Genomic DNA, 20,383 nt, shown 5'->3' with positions numbered 1-20,383 from the left:
GTAATGTAGTGCAAACGTTGTCGTAAATTGTATATATACCATTTTTATACATAAAAAGATAATTAATCAATCTATTTTCTGGTTGACAGTAGCATAATCATGGGATTAGTATGTTAGACAGAATATAGCAAGCGCTTTCATGAATAATTTTTGTGTGAAAGTCTGTCCTGCAGCAGAGTTTTAAATCACAATCAACTTCTCGTCTATTTTTGCAAACGTTTGCGCTGAATCGAGGCTTCAAGAATCAGCATAATTGAGAGGGAGGAGATCTTTTAGTTCCGATTAACCAGGAGAATAAGGAATTTACAAATCAGGATATGGGGGATTGGTGGAATGAAGTTTGCTTTATGGAGTAAGAGGGTATTTGTGATCACGATGATTATTGCACTCGTATTTTCTGGGTTCGGTATACAACCATATAACGTTAGTGCTGCACCAGTGAAAGTGGTTGTGGTTGGCGATTTGCAGTCGGAATTGACGCCAGAGGGTGCGACAGATCCAACTGCAGATTGGGACCCGGCAACGGAAGCTACAGAGATGACTGATATGGGGAACGGTTATTATGCTTTTACCGGCACGCTCCCGGCAGGAACTTACCATTACAAAGTTGCCCTTGACGGCGGCTGGACAGAGAGCTATGGATTTAGCAGCTATACGAATCCACAGGGGGCTGCAGACGGCGAGAATATTGAAATTTCATTAGCTGCCGAGACAGAAATCACTTTTTACTACAATACAGCTACTAAAAAAATCGCGGATTCCACGTACTATACACCGATTGCCGCCGATAAGCTGCCAAGATTGGTAGGAACTCTGCAGACTGAACTGGGTGACATCAGCGATTCCTCCCCTGCTGACGCGAAGACCCTATTATCCGATCCTAATTTTGATGGTATCTACGACAATATTGTTGAAGTTCCCGAGGGTGATTACCTGTATAAGATATTTGTTCCGGGAGCTACTTCGGCTGAGGATATATCCTATCCGGACACAGAACAATCCTTGCAGTTACCGTCGAAACTTCCGGTTACCTTCAAGTTCAATACGAAGGATAACACTGTTGCCGCTGATTTTACAATTATGTCAACTCCGCCAATTTCGGCAACTTCTGTAACATATGTACCTGTGCCTGAAGGGCAGATGCGAATTCATTATCATCGTACCACTGGTGATTATGCCAATCAGGGCTTATGGATGTGGGATGATGTTGCCGCGCCTTCCGCAGGCTGGCCCGCAGGTGCAACTCCATTTCCGGAAGGGCAAATGGATACTTATGGCGCTTATGTAGATGTGCCACTTCAGGAAGGAGCGAAGAAAGTCTCGTTCCTTGTTGTTAATCGCAGTACGCAAGCCAAAGATGCTGGCGACAAGCTTTTCACAATCAACACCCCACAAACTAACGAAATATGGATTAAAGAAGGCTCCGATCAAGTCACCCCTTACGAACCAATTGCCTTAGCTCCCAATACCGTGCGGGTCCATTATATGAGATCGGACACGAACCAGGGCCAGTATGGATTATGGCTATGGGATGATGTTGCTACCCCCTCAAAGAATTGGTCTTCCGGGGCAACCCCATTTCAGGCGGAACAAGTAGATCGTTTCGGTGCTTACGTCGATGTTCCGCTCCTTCAGAATGCCAAGAAAATAGGGTTTATCGTCTTGAAACCAACGACGGGCGACAAGGATGGCGGTGATAAAGCTTTTACTTTGCTGGATCGTTACAATCAGCTTTGGGTAAAAGAAGGGGATAACAATGTCTATGTTTCTCCTTTTGGTGAAGTGCCGATTGGCTTTGTATCTGCTGAAGTCCTATCAACCAGCAAACTTCTGCTCGGCTTTACGTTAACCGACGGGTTGAATGCGGACGACTTGAAGACGGCGATTACCGTAAAAGACAAAGAGGGGAACAATATTCCGGTATCCGCTGTAACGATCAAAAGCACAACTTCACTTGAAGTCGATACAGAGGTTTTTGAGCTGGATAAAACCCCGCTGGGTGTGACATATGTAGGGAAAACGGTATCCGCTACCTCCGGCTGGAGAATGTTGGATGAGATGTACAATTATACAGGAGACGACCTTGGGGCTACGTATCATGCAGCAGCTAAGTCTGCTAACTTGAAGCTGTGGGCACCTAAAGCGAGTTCAGTCGTGGCCAATGTATATGATAAGAATGACGCGGATGTTCTTGTAGGCCGTATTGACCTAACTGAAGGCGAGCAAGGCGTCTGGTCGACCGAGCTACAACCGGCGGATCTGACTGGCGCAGCCGCAGCAGATGATGTGAGGGGATTCTATTATCAATATGAAGTGACCAATGATGGTGTAACCAAAAATGTGCTTGATCCATACGCCAAATCTATGGCAACCTTCACCGTGGATACAACGGGCGCTGCGGGTATTGGCGGCGATACCGTTGGTAAAGCGGCTATCGTTGATTTAAGTCAGACGAATCCGGCAAACTTCCATGCGGCCGATATAGCAGGTTACGAGAAGCGGGAAGATGCAATCGTTTATGAAGTCCACATCAGAGACTTTACATCAGACCCTACGATCGAGAGCAGTTTGGACGGCGAAAGATGGGGTTCTTATGAGGCTTTTGAGAAAAAACTCGATTATATCAAATCCTTAGGAGTGACCCATATTCAACTGCTGCCTGTGATGGCTTGGTATTATGGGGATGAAACAAAGATGGATGTCAGAGAGATGGATTATTCCGCTAAAGGCAATGAATACAATTGGGGTTATGATCCCCACAGTTATTTCTCGCCGGATGGTGCCTATTCGCAGAAACCTGCTGATCCAGAGCAGCGGATCAAAGAATTAAAAGGCTTAATCGATGCGGTGCATGAAGCTGGTATGGGTGTCATTCTGGACGTCGTCTATACTCATATGGCGAAGAAAGAATTTTTGAATGATATTGTACCGAATTATTATGCTTTCCAGGATGCAAACGGCAACTTTATTGGTGGTTTCGGTAACAATCTGGCTACTAACCACAAGATGGCTGAGAAACTGATGGTAGACTCCGTCAAATACTGGTTCAAGGAATACAAAATAGACGGAATGCGCTGGGACATGATGGGTGATGCGACAGCGGATGCGGTGCAAGCTGCTTATGATGCGGCAGCAGAAATTAATCCACAGGTGCTTTTTATCGGTGAAGGCTGGAAAACGTTCGGTGGAGCAGCAGCTGATCCCTCTCTTGCTGGTCAGGGAGCAGATCAGGACTGGATGGATCAAACGGACAGCGTCGGTGTCTTCTCCGATGAGTTCCGCAATGAATTAAAGTCCGGCTTCGGCTCAGAAGGGGAGCCCAGATTTATTACAGGCGGGGCACGTTCCCTTTCAACGATTCTGAATAACATCAAAGGTCAGCCTTCGAATATTCCGACGGATGATCCAGGGGATATTGTGCCGTATATTGAAGCGCATGACAATATGACTCTGCACGACGTAATTGCCCAATCGATTAAGAAAGATCCGGCTATAGCAGAGAACGAACTCGAAATACAGCAGCGGATCAGACTCGGCAACATGCTGGTGCTTACCTCACAGGGGACGTCTTTCCTGCAAGCAGGACAGGAATATGGGCGCACGAAGCAGTGGAAGGCAGCCGGTGTACCTGAGGAGAAGTATACGCAATTGACAGATAAGGACGGAAATCCGTTTGGCTATTTTATCAACGATTCGTATGATTCTTCGGATGCTATTAATATGTTTGATTGGACTCGAGCAACCGATGAAACGGCGTTCCCCGTACAGAACACGACCAGAAAGTATACATCGGGATTAATAGAACTGAGAAAGTTTACGAACGCGTTCCGTTTGGGTGATAAGAATCTGGTAGACACCAATATTAACCTTATTGCAGCACCGGAGATGAAGGCCAGTGATCTTGTGATCAGCTACAAGAATAAGGCAACGGATGGAACGGGTATCTACTACGTCTTCATCAATGGAGACAGTACCTCAAGAACGCTTACGCTAGCAGAGGATTTGACGGGTGGAAAAGTAATTGTCGACAATGATGAAGCTGGAATTACAGCTATTCCCGTCGAGAAACAGACAGGTTTTAGTTTGACCGCCACTTCCATTACGCTGGAACCGCTGAGTGCTGTAATTATCCAGAAGGATGCCGCCGCTGTTGTTCTGGATGCTTTGGAAACGGATAGTGCAAGCTACTCGCTTCAGGTAAACGGTACGCATCAAACGACAGTGTACGCAAAATACGATGATGGCAGCAAAAGTAATGTTACGAACACTACAGCGTATGTTTCCGATAAACCGGAGGTAGCATCGGTTACGAATAAAGGCCAGGTAAAAGCGCTTAGCGCAGGTACCGCCATCATTACCATCTCCTACGGAGGTAAAATAACTAAGGTTACCGTCAAGGTTACGACCGAACCTGTAGATAACAAGCGGTATGTCCAGTTCAACTATTCCCGGGAAGACCAGAATTATACGGACTGGAATATCTGGGTGTGGAACACTGGGGCAACGAATGATCAAATCAATTTCACGACATTTAAGAATGGTACAGCGAGTGTGCTTATTGAGGTGGCACCAAATGCAACGAGTGTTGGATTCGTGTTGCGTAAAGGAACGGATTGGAACACGGGGAAACAGGATTACCCGGATGACCGCGTTATTCCGTTGAACCCAGGTGAAGCTTTCACCAAGGTCAATGTGACCAGTATGGTCAAGGAGCTTGATATCAAGCCGAGTATTAACGGTCCTATCATGAAAGATGGAACGATCACATTCATGTACCGTGATGAAGCGCTATTCCGCAGTGGGGATATGGCAGCCATAACGGATGCAAAAGTAAAGGTGAACGGCATTGAGTACGCTATGGCATATGATTCAGTTAAGGAATGGTTTAGCTACAAGCTGACCGATGTAGTAGAAGGGACGTATAACTATACTTTCCTGATCACTAAAGAGGGCACGACAAGCGAGATCGTCGATCCAAGCAACAACGTTGACGGTTCGTCATCTGTTGTATATCACATTCCAGCGGTCACGATTACAACCACAGTCCGTCCAGAAGCGATTACCTCCAATCAAAATGCGATTGTAACGGTCAAGGCAACCTCCACAGAGGCTGTAATTTACAGTGATGCTTATATGGATCTGACCGCTCTCGGGGGACCTGCCAAAGTTCAGCTCGATACGGAGCTTATGAAACAAACGATTGCTGTGAAGGATACGGTGACGGCAGGGATAAAGAATATTCCAATTATCCTTGTGGATCAGTTCGGTAACACGCACAAGCAATCAGCCGCAATCGAAGTAAAGGCAAGAACGTATACGGGGGCAAAGCTGGATTTCGATTGGGATGAAGCACGGATTTATTTCGCGCTGACTGACCGATTCAAAGACGGGGATGCAACCAATAACGAGAACGTTGATAAAACTCATCTGGAAGCGTACCACGGCGGAGATTTCAGAGGGATGATCGACAATCTGGACTATTTGCAGGAGCTTGGCATCAACACGCTCTGGATCTCACCGATTGTAGATAATATTGATTTCAACAAAGGTTTAGATTTCAACGGTGAGCAGTATGCTTACCATGGCTACTGGGCCAAGGATTTCACTAAGCTTGACGAACATCTTGGTGATATGGTGACCTTCAAGGAACTTATCGAGAAGGCGCATGACAAGGGCATTAAGATTATGGTGGACGTTGTGCTGAATCATGCCGGTTACGGCTTGAAGCCGGACGATAATAGTCCGACAATTACAGCGGAGGACAAAGACCGTTTTGCCGATATGCTGCGTACGGACGGAGTGTCGGCGGATACAGATCCTATTCGCGGCGAACTTAGCGGTCTGCCAGATTTCAAAACAGAAGATCCTGCTGTGCGGGAGAAAATAATCGCCTGGCAGTCAGGCTGGTTGGACAACGCCAGAAGTGATCGTGGGGATACGATCGACTATTTCCGAGTGGACACCGTTAAGCATGTGGAAGGAACAACGTGGAAAGCCTTTAAGAATGCACTAACAACCATCGATCCAAACTTCAAAATGGTTGGGGAATACTATGGCGGTACCATCGATAATAACGGTGGAATGCTGCAATCCAGCCAGATGGATGGATTGCTTGATTTCGGCTTTAAGGGAGCTGCCCTGAACTTCACAAATGGTAAGATCAATGAGGTGGATTCTTATCTGCAGGAGCGTGAAGCGAAGATTGATAACACCCAGATGATGGCTCAATTCTTAAGCAGCCATGATGAGGACGGCTTCCTGTCACAGTATGTAGGCGGTGATCAAGGCAAGCTGAAGATTGCAGCTGCGTTGCAAATTACAGCTAAAGGACAACCCGTGATTTATTATGGGGAGGAGCTTGGTCGTTCAGGAAGAAATGCAGTGGATATATCCAATGGGCAATTCAGCGAGAATCGCGCGGATATGCCTTGGGATCAGCTGACAGTAGAGCAGGGTCTTCACGATCACTACGAGAAGCTATTGAACATTCGTGCCAAGTATTCCAAAGTGTATTCGAAGGGTACACGCACGAAGCTTGCAGGCTCGGATGAACTGGGATATTTGGCTTTTGACAAGCATTACGGTAACGATGATGTTGTGACAGTTATCAACACGAAGACGGACGGAATCTCCGCTACCCTAACCGTGCCGTTTGCTGCTCATGCTGTTGTAGTAGACGAGTACAGTGGCAAAACCTATACGGTAGCGAATGATCAGTTGGTGACCATTGATCTACCGGGCAGAGACGAGGGTGGAACGGTTATTTTGGCAGCAGTGCCTGAAGTAGCGACACCAACGCCAACTCCAGCACCGATAGCAACACCAACGCCTACAGCTGGCACAATATCGGCTGAGACACAGGTTGTTAGTGTTAACAGCCTGAACAATGCTAGAGATGGTAAGGTTGAGGTCGAGTTGGATCAAGGCAAGACATCATTGCTGTTGCCTATACTGGCTGCCAAGACGCTCGGAACCAACGATCTGGTGGTCAAATCAGGCGATCTGTCGATAACCTTCACCAATGAAGAATTGACTGTAATTCAAGGGATGGTAACCGCAGCTGAAGCGGAAGGCTCCCAAATCCTGTTCGAAGTAAGTCCACTTGAAGAGACAGGAGTGAATGCACTAGTAGCGGGATTAGGTAAGGTGGATACTCAAGTAACCTCTGTATCCAAAGTGTATGAATTCAAACTGCAGATCGTCAAAAAAGACGGCACTCTAATCCCGGTCACTACGTTCAAGGAGCCGCTAGTGATTACCTTTAAGCTTAATGGTAATCCGAACAAGGATTGGACTGGTGTCTACTATCTCGGTGATAACAACGAGATGGGATATGTAGGCGGAACTCTTCAGGGAGGTAGCATGACTGCCCAAATCAGGCATTTTAGTAAATATGCAGTTCTGGAGATCAATAAATCGTTTAAGGATGTACCCGCTGCTTACTGGGCGTCTACGGCGATTAAATCGCTTGCCGCCAAGCAAATCGTAACTGGAGTTACCGATTCTGAGTTTGCTCCGAAGAGCAATGTCAGTCGAGCGGAGTTTACGGCAATGCTGGTTCGCGCACTGGGCATAACGGCGGATGGGCAAGCTGCGTTCACAGATATTAAATCCGAGGTCTGGTATTCCTCTTACGTAGCTACAGCTGCTAAGTTGGGTATTATTAATGGACGAAGCGAGGAAGTGTTTGCTCCGAACGCTACGATCAGCCGCGAGGAAATGGCTGTCATGGTCATCCGGGCGCTGGAGTTTAAGCAAGGGGGCAAGATCGATTTAACAGCTGCAACTATTGCATTCGCAGATGCTTCCCGCATCAGTGCGTGGGCGGGCACCTATGTCAATGCCGCAGCAGCACTGGGCCTGATTCAGGGCAGGGAGAATAAGCAATTTGCTCCAACTGGACAGATGACCCGCGCCGAAAGCGCTCAGGTAATCTACAGGCTGCTGGGCAAGTAAGCATATAACAATAGAAACGGCACTCTTCGCGATGAAGAGTGCCGTTTTTTCTTGGCCTCACAGTTGCACCATCTAGGTGGTGCAAATCCACCCGGTAACTTTACTCTTTAAAGTGCCGTAGCCGAAGGAGACAAATGGCAACCCCAAAAATTGTCGGTGTGGCAGGATGTCTCTCGCGAGGGAGAATCCGTAAGGCTTGCAGGCAAAGTCCAGCACGGAATACAGTGAACTAGAGGTGGCGGCGATTTCGGGTGACTCCTATGAAAACAGGGGAATCTATACGGAATCGTATAGATTACAGGAATACAAACAAAGAAATATGACCTGTAAGCCTCATTGACGTGATTAGGGTCAGTATGGATGGAATAGAAGATGCAGATGTGCTTCGTCAAAGACTGTGAGTATTCGTGAGTGGAGATCGTAAACGTCTTAAACCAGCGAGCGTTTGACCGAGAGGGAGTGGTCCCGCCGAGAGCGAAAGAACGCTTGGGGAGGAGGCGAAATGGCGGCCTGAGTACATCCAAGGCAGCAGGAGCGATTGAATTTTTTTTCTAACACGCAGCTGTTCGGATGGATCAAGTAAGGAATCGATCCTCTGTAGCAAAAACAAGACCAGCTTGGTGAGTAGCATTAAAGGTGGTGAAACACCAACATGAAATCGAAACGACGACAATACTATTCCCTCATCGATAAAGTGTACGAGATGAATAACCTGCAAGAAGCTTGGCTGTCCATCAAGAAGGATCAGGGAAGCGGCAGTGTGGATGGCGTAAGCATCGGGATGTACGAGAAGAAGGTGAGCACGAACGTAAGGGAACTCCAAAGGTTATTGCAACAGGGACGGACAAACCCGATCCGGTACGGAGGCATTACATCGAGAAGGAGAATGGAAAGCTCAGACCACTCGGCATTCCCACGATCCGAGATCGAGTATGTCGGCAAGTCATACGGCAAATCATCGAGCTGATCTTCGAGCAGGACTTCTACTCTTACAGCTTTGGTTTTCGACGATGCGGTCATCCGGAGAAAACGAAGGGTGTCCACTTTAACGAAGGATTCCGATTTTTAGGATTCGACCACAGGAAGGATTATTTGCTCCTGTGCGGGAAATCCGCATGCACGATTTGACGGTAAGACCGAGGGAGTAATCCCCCGGTCTTACCCTATTGTGTCGCCAAGTTGTCAGGAATCATAAGCACGATTGCGCTGTTGATCAAAGAACTGATACTGTTGGTATCTTACGTAAGGGATAATGCTTTTCCACAGCCGCTCACGGAGCAGGAGGAGAGTAAATACTCAGGGATAATGACTGAGGCTAAGGCGCGGAATTTGCTGGTTGAACATAACTTGAGATTATTCGCCCATAACCTCAAGAAGTTGTGGACAAACTCCGGCGTGAAATCTTTATTTTCGGAGTAGGTTTTGCTAAAAAGCAGGTAAACAGAACCATTAGTAATGTCCGGTAATACATAGCTTATTATAGGGAAAAGGAGCACTGATAGTTTCATTTTATTTGCACAAAAATAGACCACCTCTTTGTATGAGACGGTCTATTTTTGCCGGAGGGACTTAATACAGTATTAGCCAAATAAGTGTACAGTTTTTTCTTTGGGAATTTATTGAATGGTTCTTCCTTCAATTAAAATATACTGAAGGCTTTGATTCATTGTTCTTTCCCATTGACGTGTGAATATTTCATCTTTTTTAATTGCAGGACGTTTTCGGTCAAGGGTTTCCAAAGTAACACCGCTACTAATGAAATAGGTAGGATGGAGATCTTCCTGTCCTTCAGGAATAGCGTGTCCAGATATGTTTTTGGCTTTAACAGACAGTTTCATTTTATTATGACCATTGGAAGCGCCCGTTTCTAAAGTGAAGGAGAGAGGTAGGAAGGTATCCTCTGAAATAATTGATACCTTATCAAATTCGGAAGCTAATTGAAATAACTCTAGGTTCTTCACACTTTCCTCTTGGATATTTAATATTTTTGTTTGCTGATCCCACTTACCATTGAGACCTAATCCTTCAATCAATATCTGTACAGGCACATAAATGCTCTGTTGCCGGATTTGGGGTTTTAGCTCAGTGTCAATGACCTTTCCGTTGTATGCTATTTTTTGTGTTAGCATATTAATAACAAGCTTATTTAGTTTAAATGAAATATCTGCCGTTTTGGAGTCAGAGACATAACCAACCTGTGCGCCCAACAATTCGCTCACCGAACGGAGAGGTAAATATAAGCGACCATTGTCAATATAGGGAGATGTAGGCGTTGTATAAAGGACATAATACTGATTCAATCTAATATTAATTGATGCAGTCGTCGTCTTTGCCGCTGCGTTACTGACAAATGGGAAAGCGAATATAAAAATGCATAAGAGCAGTATAGATTTATTTAAAATTTTCACATTTATTTTCCTTTCTATGGATGTTTTTCTTTTATTTTAATTATAACTTAAATTAAAAGCAGGAACAAACAACCTTCATTTTTAATGTTGTTTGAATTTTAAATATTGAGATTGGGAGTTTAAGATCCTGGCAAAATACTAACTGTTTCATTACTGGCATTGGTTTTATTCAACCCTATTCTATTACCGTAACTTTGGAATTGCCAGGTATCAGAATCGGCCCAAACATGATAACTGGAAGTACTTGCTCCGATTCTGGCATTCGACCATACTGCACCTCTTAAATAGGTTTTTGTGGTCAGATACTCTGTCTTTTGCCCCATAGTAGTCATACGCTTCATAATATTGGCACCATTTTGTTTAAAGCCAGGAGCGTAAACACTAACATTTATACTTCTTGAAACGCCAGTTGTATCCTTATATTCTGCATGCATAATGAAATTACCATTTGTTCCGACATAGGTCTCTAAATAAGCTGTCTGGCCTGAAGCAACTCGTGGTGTAAAGCCATAAGGAGTACCATCAATTTGCATCATAGGGCTATAAGTATTATCAAGTGAATTATGTTTAAAACCTGCATCTACTGCATTAGATGCTTCTCCCCAACCACCCATATAAAGATAACCAGTGTCATAGTAGGGAGCTGTTGAATCATTGTCACTTACGTCATTGGTCAGGTAAATATTTGCTGATGCCCAAGAGTAACTGTTATATGATTCCACTCTTCTATAGGGCCCACTACCACCGGTGGCGGGTACTTGTGAAACTAATGGTTGTATTAATTCAGCATTTCCCTCAATTGCTAGTGTGTTAGATGATTGTTGTCCCTTTTCGTCAACTTTAACTTCTGTACTAAAACTATTTAGAGGACTTTGAAGTTGAATCTGTTCAGGTCGATCTTGTTTAGGTGGAAAGATTTTATTACCATCTGAATCCTCAAAAACACCTTCCTTATTTTTGGTATATTCTATAACTTCTTTCTTTAACTCAGGCTTGTTGGTATAGATTTGACCATCAGATGCAATAACAATAAGATCTCCACGCTGTGATTCAGGAATATCCTGTAACACCGAGGTAACGATACTTCTTTCTTTACCCACAATATTTGAATCAACAAATGCATCTAGATTTGATTGAGCATGTACAACTCCACCACTAAGTGAACTTACTGTTACAAACGATAAACTTAATAATGTTTTAAAGAGAGTAATACTTTTCATGCCTTACAACATCTCCGGATTTGTAATATGTAACATATTGGAACAATTCAATTATATATATTATTTAACAAATATAGCAAATGAAAGACAGCATAGATTTCGAGAGTTATATGATCATTATCTCGGAATAATGGGTGATTATGTAATATGTTGATTGATTGTATCTTATTTATTAACTCAACTTTCGGTGCGACCAAGCTTAGGTTGTGAAGTTTAGCAGGTGGAAATCCTGCTTGGAAAGGCTAAAGCCAAGCCAGCAATAGCGAGTCTTGGACGAGTGATTTCAGACGTTAAGCGTAGACAGCCAGATAGCAGGCCTGAATGTGATTGAGCCTCGAAATGAGTAAATCGGAGAGGTCGACGTTTTCGAAAGTACGGAAGACTATATTCATTCATACGTTAAAGGCAAGTATGAATGAACTCTCCCTGGGTCGAAGAGCCAGGCATGTTATACAATGACCTCACAGCAACTTGGGAGAACCTATTCATTCTCCCTCATGAGAGTATGACAAACAACCGATCACAAGGAAGAATGTCAAATATTGAACAGGGAGTCGGATCACTGCGTATTACCAGAGAAATCGTGTAATGTCGATTGAGGGAAGGCAGTGACATATCATCGGTCTTGTTAAGGAAACATTTTCTGCACACTGGGGTAGATTACAAAATGCAAACAAAACTAGCAAGAATAGCAGAGATTGCAAAAGAAAATTCAGAAGAGCAATTCACATCCCTGTATCACCTCCTGAACGAGGAACTGCTGACACAATGCTATCGGGATTTGGATGGCAATAAAGCAACAGGTGTCGACCAAATAACCAAGGTGATTTATGAAGGGGATCTGGAATCAAACTTCAAGGACCTGGTAGAGCGGCTAAAGAGGAAGAGTTACCGACCACAGCCCGTAAGGAAAACGTATATACCCAAAGATGAAAAGAGCAAAAGACCGCTGGGTATTCCTTCTTACGAGGACAAAATTGTGCAGTTGGGACTAAACAAGATATTACAGGCCATCTATGAGCAGGATTTTCTAAAACCATCCTACGGATTTCGACCGGGAAGAAGTTGTCACGACGCGCTGAAAGCACTGAATTGCAGCATCGAATATGGTAGAACGAGCTACATCGTGGATGCTGACATTCGCAGTTTCTTCACAAATGTCAACCATGAATGGCTTATGAAGTTCCTTGGAACGAGAGTAGCAGACCCTAATATTCAAAGACTATTGAAGAAGTTCCTGAAAGCTGGGACCATGGAATTGGGCACATGGGAACTTACTGAATCCGGGACTCCTCAAGGTTATCACCGTGAAGATCTTCTCAAGATCTACCTTTACTGCTACATGAACGGCATCCGTTCCTCCTGCAAGATAGAACCGAAACGAAAAGAAACATTGAACTGATGTGGTTAATTGGCAAGCTTCAGCGGGACCACGGCACGCTATCTGCTTTCATGAAAAATAACCAATCAGCCATAAAGAAGCTGTGTAGAGAGTTCACCTTAATGTTAAGAGGTTTCGGATTGACTGATGGTCAACTTGTCGCCATCGATGGCACAAAAATAAAGGCGAATTGTTCTAAAAAGAAACACTTTAATGCCACTATTATCGATAAGAAACTAGAGCATATCAATGAAAAAATAGATGCATATTTGCATGAATTTTTAACGGAGGACAATCGCCAAAAAAGCAGGAAATCACTGAAAGGTTAGAGGTCTATCAGAAGAGAATGCATGAGTTGCAGGTAATTAAAGAAGAACTTAAGGAAATAGGTGAAAACCAGCTTTGTGTTACTGATCCGGATGCCAAATCAATGAAAAACAACGGAAAGATGAAATTTATTTCAATGTTCAAACTGCAGTGGACAGCAAATATAAACTAATCGTGGACTGCGATACGGTCAATGATGTCAATGACCAAGGGCAGTTGGCTAATATGGCGCATAAAACAAAGCAGGTTTTTTTGTGATCAAAAAACTATAATTGTGGCCGATCCAGGCTATTATAGTTACCTTGAAATCATCAACGTTATTGACGAAAGCACAGAACTCTTAATCAAGCCGCAATAGGGAAAGCAAAACAAGGTGGAAAGTGGATTTGATAAAGCGAACTTTAAATATGATTCCATAACCGATAGATATATTTGCCCGTTGGGCTATGAATTACCTTTCAATTGGAATGGAAAACATAGTGACGAAGAAGTGATCGAACAGATTACCGAAAACATGCGTAAACAAAGTAATATTTATAAGCAAAGAGGACACATTGTTGAGCACCCTTTCGGGACGATAAAACGTCACTGGGGCTATACATATTTTTTAACACGAGGGTTGGCATCAGTAGGTACTGAGACCAATTTGATTTGTCTTGTCTTTAATTTAAAGAGAATGATCAAAATAATAGGTGTGAAGGAGCTCATACGTCTCTTAAGAGGCCGAACTCCTTTAATATAGGGATAACCTTTATTTGAGCAAAATAGCATGAATCCACGTTTTAAAGAGTATTTATCTATCAGTTGTTAGACAGTCTGACTGACGTACGGTGGTGTGAGAGGTCGGGGGCTTACCGCCCCCTCCTACTCGATTGGAATCATGTTATTTTTTAAATGATTGCCTTAAGTACGGCAGATCCGTAACCCGGAAGTTTAACGGCCAGTTTACCGCGCTCCGTACGCAAAGAGTCGCCTGTGAACACATTTTCCCAGTGTACTTCTTCGACGTCAATGCGGAACGTTTGGGCTGTTTCTTCAGTGTTGATGAGCACCACTACAACATCATCGCCCAGGCGACGTTCGTAAGCCAGCTTGCTGCCTTGCTGTCCTGCTTCTAGGAAGTTGAATGTGCCAGTGCGTAGCGCCGGGTGACTGTTGCGGATAGCGATCAGCCTGCGGTAGTAGCTGAAGAGGTCACGATCCTGCTTCTCTGGGTCCCACTCCATGCATTTGCGGCAGCCAGGGTCTCCGTCTCCATCCATGCCGATTTCATCGCCATAATAGATGCAGGGTGTGCCCATGAAAGTGAACTGGAATAACGCAGCCAGCTTCAGCTTATTCTTATCCCCTTTGGCCAGAGTTAATAAACGCGGAGTATCATGGCTATCAAGCAGATTGAAGGCAACTTCACTCGCTTGCAGCGGATAGCGTGATAGCTGCTTGCCAATGGAATTCGCAAACCCTTCAGCGTCGATTGTGCCATAGACAAAGAAGTCGAGCACTGCGTCAGTAAACGGATAGTTCATCACCGCATCGAACTTGTCTCCCTCCAGCCAAGGAGCTGAATCATGCCAGATTTCACCCAGAATATAAGCTTCTGGATTCACACGTTTCACCACTCTGCGGAATTCCCGCCAGAACTCATGATCCACTTCATTGGCCACGTCCAGACGCCAGCCATCAATGCCGATTTCCTTAATCCAGTACTCGGCTACTTCCAGCAAATATTGTTTGACCTCTGGGCGTTCCGTGTTCAGCTTTGGCATTAGCGGTTCAAAAGCAAAGGCATCGTAAGTCGGGATGCCGTCTATAACCTCTAGTGGGAGCTTGCGGATATGGAACCAGTCCTTATAGAGTGAAGCATCGCCCTTTTCCTGAACATCCACAAATGGTGCAAAGGTTTTGCCGGAATGGTTGAATACAGCGTCCAGCAGCACGCGGATACCACGTTCGTGGCAGGCGTCGACAAGCCTTTTTAACGTTTTTGCATCACCGAAGTGTGGGTCTACGGCCATGTAGTCTTCCGTATCATATTTGTGATTAGTCGTAGCAGTAAACACGGGTGTGAAATAGATACCTGTGATGCCTAGCTCGCTAAGGTGATCCAAATGGTCAATGACTCCCTGCAGGTCGCCACCAAAGAAATTGTCTGGCGTAGGCGTCCCACCCCAAGGAAGCACATTTTCGGGGTTGAGGCTCGGATCGCCATTTGCAAAGCGTTCAGGGAAAATTTGATAAAAAATAGCATCCTTTACCCATGCCGGTGGAGTGAATACATCCCCGCGGTTAATATAAGGGAACTCAAACAGCCGATACGGATTCTCCGGACGGTTGGGCTGGAAGTCACTTTCGGTCATCCAGATGCGTTCGTTGTCCTTTTGCAGCAGGAAACCATATTTCAGGCGACGGTGTAAAGGGACCGACTCACATTCCCAATAGTCAAACATCGCATCTGAGGTAAAGAGGGTCATAGGAATCAGCTCTTTAGTAGCATCCCAGGCGTATTTGTCTCCAGCCCAGGCGAATACTTCGGTCAAATCTCCCTTTTTAGCACGCAGGCGCAGATGAATCGTACTTTCATTGTAAGCATAAGACCAATTTAAGCGTGGGCGATGATATACAGCTTCTAGTAACATGGCAATTCCTCCTGTTTTGTGAGCATACATTTGAGCTTTCAGTGCGCTATTTTCGATCATGCACCGAATTTTATGCTCTGTTGCACAAAATACGATGCAACGGTTACAATCAAATCTTTGAATAAATGAGGCAGTGAAATCTTTAACTCAATATCTACCCACAGCAAAAAGGCACAACTGCAGCTATGAAGCGGGCCGAGGTTGTACCTGTCATAAGTAACATTGCCTTTTAGTTGTATGAAGCAGAGGCTGAGTTGTCAGTGTGCTGTATAGGTGTAAACCTTGACGATTTGGATTATAGCATGGAATATTAGCAGGTTCAATAGTTTTGTACAAACAGTTGCGCAAATTTGGACATAGTCTAAGGTGCGAATTGTGTATCCGAAAGGCGAGTAATTCCATTACTTAGCGCTTTTTGGACTAAAAAGAGACTTATAAAGCGCTTACTTTTGGCGGCGATCATGAAAAGTACGCGTAAATTAGAAATATCCTGTGAAATAACGAGATAATGGACTATATTGACGATATATTTAGGTAATATGACCGAATACACTATGTGCAAACGTTTTTACAATCAAAGAGTACTGTTGTATGATGTATTCATGAATGAAGCGCTTTCTAGAACTTGTTGAAGCGATTATGGAAGTGAACAAAGGTGAAATGAATATTTTTTTGATCTCTCCTGAAATCGTTTGCGCAAGTCTCTGTATGGCAGTGCTACATAATATTTGTTTGTCAAATTAGGAGGGGTTAAATTAATGAAGTTGAAAAAACTCATGGTTCTCACCGCAGCGTTCTCTATGGCTCTGTCCATTACGGCATGCGGCTCCAACAACAATGCGAATAACAACGGGGGTAACGCAGCAAACGCAACTAATGCACCTGCAGACAATGCAACAACAGACAATGCAGGCACCAACAACGTTAGTTCCACAGCAGCGGATGAAATTGTACCAGAAGACGGCGCAACGCTGACCATCTGGGAAAGTAAAGAGGAAAGACCTTTTGCTGAAGAAATCTCCAAGCAATTTACCGCAAAATATAACGTTCCAGTAAAGATCGAAGAAGTAGCACCACCGGATCAAGTGACTAAGCTTTCTCAGGATGGTCCTTCGGGCTTGGCTGCAGACGTTGTTCTTATTCCGCATGATAACTTGGGTAAAGCTGCAAGTGCAAGCTTGCTTCTTCCAAATGATATCTTCGGTGAAGAGACGAAAGCTGACAACACTGAAGCCTCTATCGTAGGTTCTTCTTATGATGGTGAATTATACGGTTACCCTAGAGCGGCCGAAACTTATGCCCTGTACTACAATAAATCTTTAGTAAAAGAAGCTCCGAAATCCTTCGATGACGTTATTGCTTTCAGCAAAACGTTCACTGATAAATCCAAGAATAGATACGGAATTATGTGGGAAGTCGGCAACATGTACTACGACTATCCTTTCATCGCTACTGGTGGCGGATATCTCTTCGGGGACAACGGCACGAACAAGGATGATATCGGTTTGACATCGGATGGTGCTATTCAAGGATTGAAAACTTTTGTCAAGTTGAAAGAAGTATTGCCGATCAAGAGCGGTGATATCAATGCTGATATCAAACGTAGTTTGTTCAACACTGGTGATGTAGCCATGGATATTACAGGTCCTTGGGAGTTGGCAGGATACAAAGAAGCACTGGGCGACAATCTCGGTATTGCTCCAATCCCAACAATTGACGGTAAAACGGCAATTACTTTCTCGGGTATCAAAATCTTTGGTGTTAATGCTTATTCTCAATACCCGAATGCAGCTAAATTATATGCACATTTTGCTTCCAGCAAAGATGCTCAGCTTGTGTTAAACAAATTGATCGGATCGGTTCCAACCAATAACGAAGCCCTTCAAGATGCACAAATTACAGGTGATCCGTTCGTATCGGCTTTTGCAGAGCAAGCGAAGAACTCTCAGCCGATGCCATCCATTCCTGAAATGGGCAATGTTTGGAGTCCTGTAAATGCAGCACTTCCAGAAATTTGGGATAACAATGCTGACCCTAAAGCCGCAATGGAAAAAGCGGTTGAACAAATCAAGGATTTGAATAACGGAGCAGCGGCTCAATAACAGTGTTCGATCAATGCACTAACAGCATAAAGTGAGATCACAATCGCCCGCCGCATGGTTAGCGGCAGGCGGTTTTTATGGTTTCGCGTGGAGAGGAGAACGGAAGGGAAATGCAACAACACCGTACGAGAGCCGCAATACTGTCAACGTTGTTTATGGGATTGGGACAAATATATAACCGCCAATTCATCAAAGGTTTAATTTTTCTAGCCGTAGAAGCTATAGCGCTTTTTTATTTTATCGAAAATCTAGGTAGAGCAGTATGGGGAACGCTATCTCTTGGAGATACACCCAGCCGTCTGAAGAAAGTAAATGGTATCGCCAAAATGGTTACCGGTGATCACTCCATTTACATACTGATTCAAAGCTTGATCACCATTCTTATTCTTATTCTAGTCCTGATCGCTTGGTATATGAACATTAAAGATGCTTACAAGATTGGTGCAGAACGCGAAGCCGGTCTTCAAGCGAATTCGTTCCCCAAAACGGTTCGTTATATTCTGGATTATAAATTCGCCCAAACCTTCTTGATCCTGCCGGGTATCGGAATATTGTTCTTTACCGTGATGCCGATCATTTTCATGATCATGCTGGCATTTACGAACTATTCTGCGCCGGATCATATGCCTCCAGCTAAGCTGGTGGATTGGGTCGGGTTTGAGACCTTCCGCAATTTACTTGTGCTCAAGACGTGGAGTCACACCTTCTATGGAGTACTAACCTGGACCATCGTCTGGGCCGTTTTATCTACGATTACTACTTATTTTGGTGGTTTACTTGTTGCACTACTGATCAGCCAGAAGGGGATTCGGTTCAAAGGTGTATGGAGAGCGATTCTGATTGTGCCTTATGCCATACCCCAACTGATCTCCCTTCTGCTCATGCGCAATTTGTTTAACGGTCAATTCGGACCGATTAACCAGTATCTGGGGTATTTCGGACTGGGAGGGCTGCCTTGGCTGACTGATCCGATGTGGGCAAAGGTTACGGTTATTGTCGTCAACATGTGGGTAGGGATTCCGGTCTCTATGCTACTTATTATGGGTGTGCTCACTACAATTCCCCGGGATATGTATGAGGCAGCCGAGGTGGATGGAGCTACTGCTTACCAAAAGTTCAAAATTGTAACCTTGCCGCTGGTGCTATTCTCAACGGCCCCAACCCTAATCACTCAGTTTGCCGGCAATATTAACAATTTTAACGCCATCTTCCTCTTGACCGCAGGTAATCCGGTAAATGGTGATTACCAATATGCAGGTTCAACGGACCTGTTGGTAACCTGGCTGTATAAATTGACACTGGATCAGAATAAATACAGTATGGCTTCGGCCATAGGGATCATTATTTTCGTGATCATCGCTTCATTCTCCCTGTACAATTACCGCCGGACCAAATCATTTAAAGAGGAGGACATGATCCAATGAGTGGACGCAAAATCGCTAACCTGCTTCGTTTATCGGTCAGTTATATTGTATTAATAGGACTGGCAATAACAGCGCTGTACCCGGCTTTATGGATCCTTTTGGCGTCCTTCCGGCCTGGTAAATCCTTGTACAGTAAGACCCTGATTCCTGAACATTTCACCTTCGCTCATTACACAGAACTGTTTACCTCGCCGGTCTATATGTTTGGAACCTGGTATGCCAATACACTGAAGATCGCCATCTGCTCGATGCTTATCGGTGTGGTGCTGACACTGCTGACAAGTTATGCAGTATCCAGATTCCGCTTTAAGGCACGTAAAACGGCGCTCTCAACCGTCCTGATTCTCGGGATGTTCCCGGGCTTTATGAGCATGATTGCGATATATTTACTGCTAAAAGAATTTCATCTGCTGGATACGCATTTGGCCCTGATCATCGTATATGCAGCGGGTGCGCCGCTGGGGGGGACCTTTATCGCTAAAGGCTTTCTCGATACGATTCCCCGTTCGCTGGATGAGGCTGCCCGGATAGATGGAGCGAGTAATTTTGGCATATTCATGCGTATTATACTTCCTTTGTCACGTCCGATGATCACCTATATGGCACTGACCCAGTTTGTCGGCCCATGGGTAGACTTCATCTTTGCCCGACTCATTTTGCGTTCCAAAGAAAATTGGACCGTCGCTGTTGGCATGTGGGATATGGTTAATGGTAATCAGAACACCAACTTTACACTCTTTGCGGCAGGTGCCGTACTGATTGCCGTGCCGATTATGATTCTGTTCATTTTCCTGCAACGTCTCCTCGTAGACGGCTTGACTGCAGGTGCCAGCAAAGGGTAATTTTCACCTACACGCTAGACAGCTTAAACTGGGTACAGCCTTACGCATTATGGGAGGGGCTGTACCCTTATTTTGTATGAGGAGATA

General features: G+C 44.6%; 12 protein-coding genes and 1 pseudogene. 10 read left to right on the top strand and 3 right to left on the bottom strand.

Translation table 11 applies throughout. The annotated features are described in order from the left end of the window. Positions 1-333: 333 nt before the first annotated feature. The 3 genes and pseudogenes from GJB61_RS08865 to GJB61_RS31165 all read left to right on the top strand — a co-directional run. On the top strand, positions 334-7,956 hold the full coding sequence (locus GJB61_RS08865; protein WP_154118077.1) for a pullulanase: 7,623 nt from the start codon (positions 334-336) through the stop codon (positions 7,954-7,956). 652 nt (positions 7,957-8,608) lie between these two features. Then, on the top strand, positions 8,609-8,923 hold the full coding sequence (locus tag GJB61_RS08860) for a hypothetical protein (protein ID WP_154118076.1): 315 nt from the start codon (positions 8,609-8,611) through the stop codon (positions 8,921-8,923). Between the two features lie 212 nt (positions 8,924-9,135). Then, positions 9,136-9,351, top strand: a pseudogene (locus tag GJB61_RS31165) (RNA polymerase subunit sigma-70); the annotation flags it as partial. 221 nt (positions 9,352-9,572) lie between these two features. On the opposite strand, the gene GJB61_RS08855 reads toward GJB61_RS31165, so the two are convergent. Both GJB61_RS08855 and GJB61_RS08850 read right to left on the bottom strand, forming a co-directional pair. Continuing rightward, a complete protein-coding gene (locus GJB61_RS08855; protein ID WP_154118075.1) occupies positions 9,573-10,364 on the bottom strand; it encodes a stalk domain-containing protein in 792 nt (263 codons plus the stop codon). A gap of 119 nt (positions 10,365-10,483) precedes the next feature. Continuing rightward, positions 10,484-11,584, bottom strand: coding sequence for a hypothetical protein (locus GJB61_RS08850; protein WP_154118074.1), 1,101 nt, complete (start codon positions 11,582-11,584; stop codon positions 10,484-10,486). 667 nt (positions 11,585-12,251) lie between these two features. Here GJB61_RS08850 and GJB61_RS08845 point away from each other — a divergent pair. The 4 genes from GJB61_RS08845 (at position 12,252) to GJB61_RS31595 (ending at position 14,034) form a co-directional block, all read left to right on the top strand. Next, on the top strand, positions 12,252-12,986 hold the full coding sequence (locus GJB61_RS08845) for a reverse transcriptase domain-containing protein (protein ID WP_229521543.1): 735 nt from the start codon (positions 12,252-12,254) through the stop codon (positions 12,984-12,986). 50 nt (positions 12,987-13,036) lie between these two features. Beyond that, a complete protein-coding gene (locus GJB61_RS08840) occupies positions 13,037-13,294 on the top strand; it encodes a hypothetical protein (protein ID WP_195724285.1) in 258 nt (85 codons plus the stop codon). A 17-nt stretch (positions 13,295-13,311) separates the two neighbouring features. Continuing rightward, positions 13,312-13,464, top strand: coding sequence for a hypothetical protein (locus tag GJB61_RS31600; RefSeq protein WP_229521542.1), 153 nt, complete (start codon positions 13,312-13,314; stop codon positions 13,462-13,464). Positions 13,465-13,665: 201 nt separating this feature from the next. Then, positions 13,666-14,034: a transposase gene (locus GJB61_RS31595; protein ID WP_154118072.1), complete on the top strand. Its 369-nt coding sequence runs from the start codon at positions 13,666-13,668 to the stop codon at positions 14,032-14,034. A 148-nt stretch (positions 14,035-14,182) separates the two neighbouring features. Here the strand turns inward: GJB61_RS31595 and GJB61_RS08830 are convergent, their stop codons facing one another. Continuing rightward, on the bottom strand, positions 14,183-15,928 hold the full coding sequence (locus tag GJB61_RS08830; RefSeq protein WP_154118071.1) for a glycoside hydrolase family 13 protein: 1,746 nt from the start codon (positions 15,926-15,928) through the stop codon (positions 14,183-14,185). 758 nt (positions 15,929-16,686) lie between these two features. Here GJB61_RS08830 and GJB61_RS08825 point away from each other — a divergent pair. The 3 genes from GJB61_RS08825 to GJB61_RS08815 all read left to right on the top strand — a co-directional run bounded on the left by GJB61_RS08825 (position 16,687) and on the right by GJB61_RS08815 (position 20,296). Beyond that, a complete protein-coding gene (locus tag GJB61_RS08825; protein ID WP_154118070.1) occupies positions 16,687-18,030 on the top strand; it encodes a sugar ABC transporter substrate-binding protein in 1,344 nt (447 codons plus the stop codon). 110 nt (positions 18,031-18,140) lie between these two features. Further along, a complete protein-coding gene (locus GJB61_RS08820; RefSeq protein WP_154118069.1) occupies positions 18,141-19,454 on the top strand; it encodes a carbohydrate ABC transporter permease in 1,314 nt (437 codons plus the stop codon). Next, entirely contained in the window at positions 19,451-20,296 is an 846-nt protein-coding gene (locus tag GJB61_RS08815; RefSeq protein ID WP_154118068.1) for a sugar ABC transporter permease, read from the top strand. Before GJB61_RS08820 ends, GJB61_RS08815 begins: the two co-directional genes overlap by 4 nt. Positions 20,297-20,383 lie beyond the last annotated feature (87 nt).

It is taken from the genome of Paenibacillus monticola (genome assembly GCF_009664975.1).
Taxonomy (GTDB): domain Bacteria; phylum Bacillota; class Bacilli; order Paenibacillales; family Paenibacillaceae; genus Paenibacillus_AQ; species Paenibacillus_AQ monticola.
Note: the sequence above shows the minus strand (reverse complement) of the source record. Positions and strands in the feature narration are given on the sequence as shown.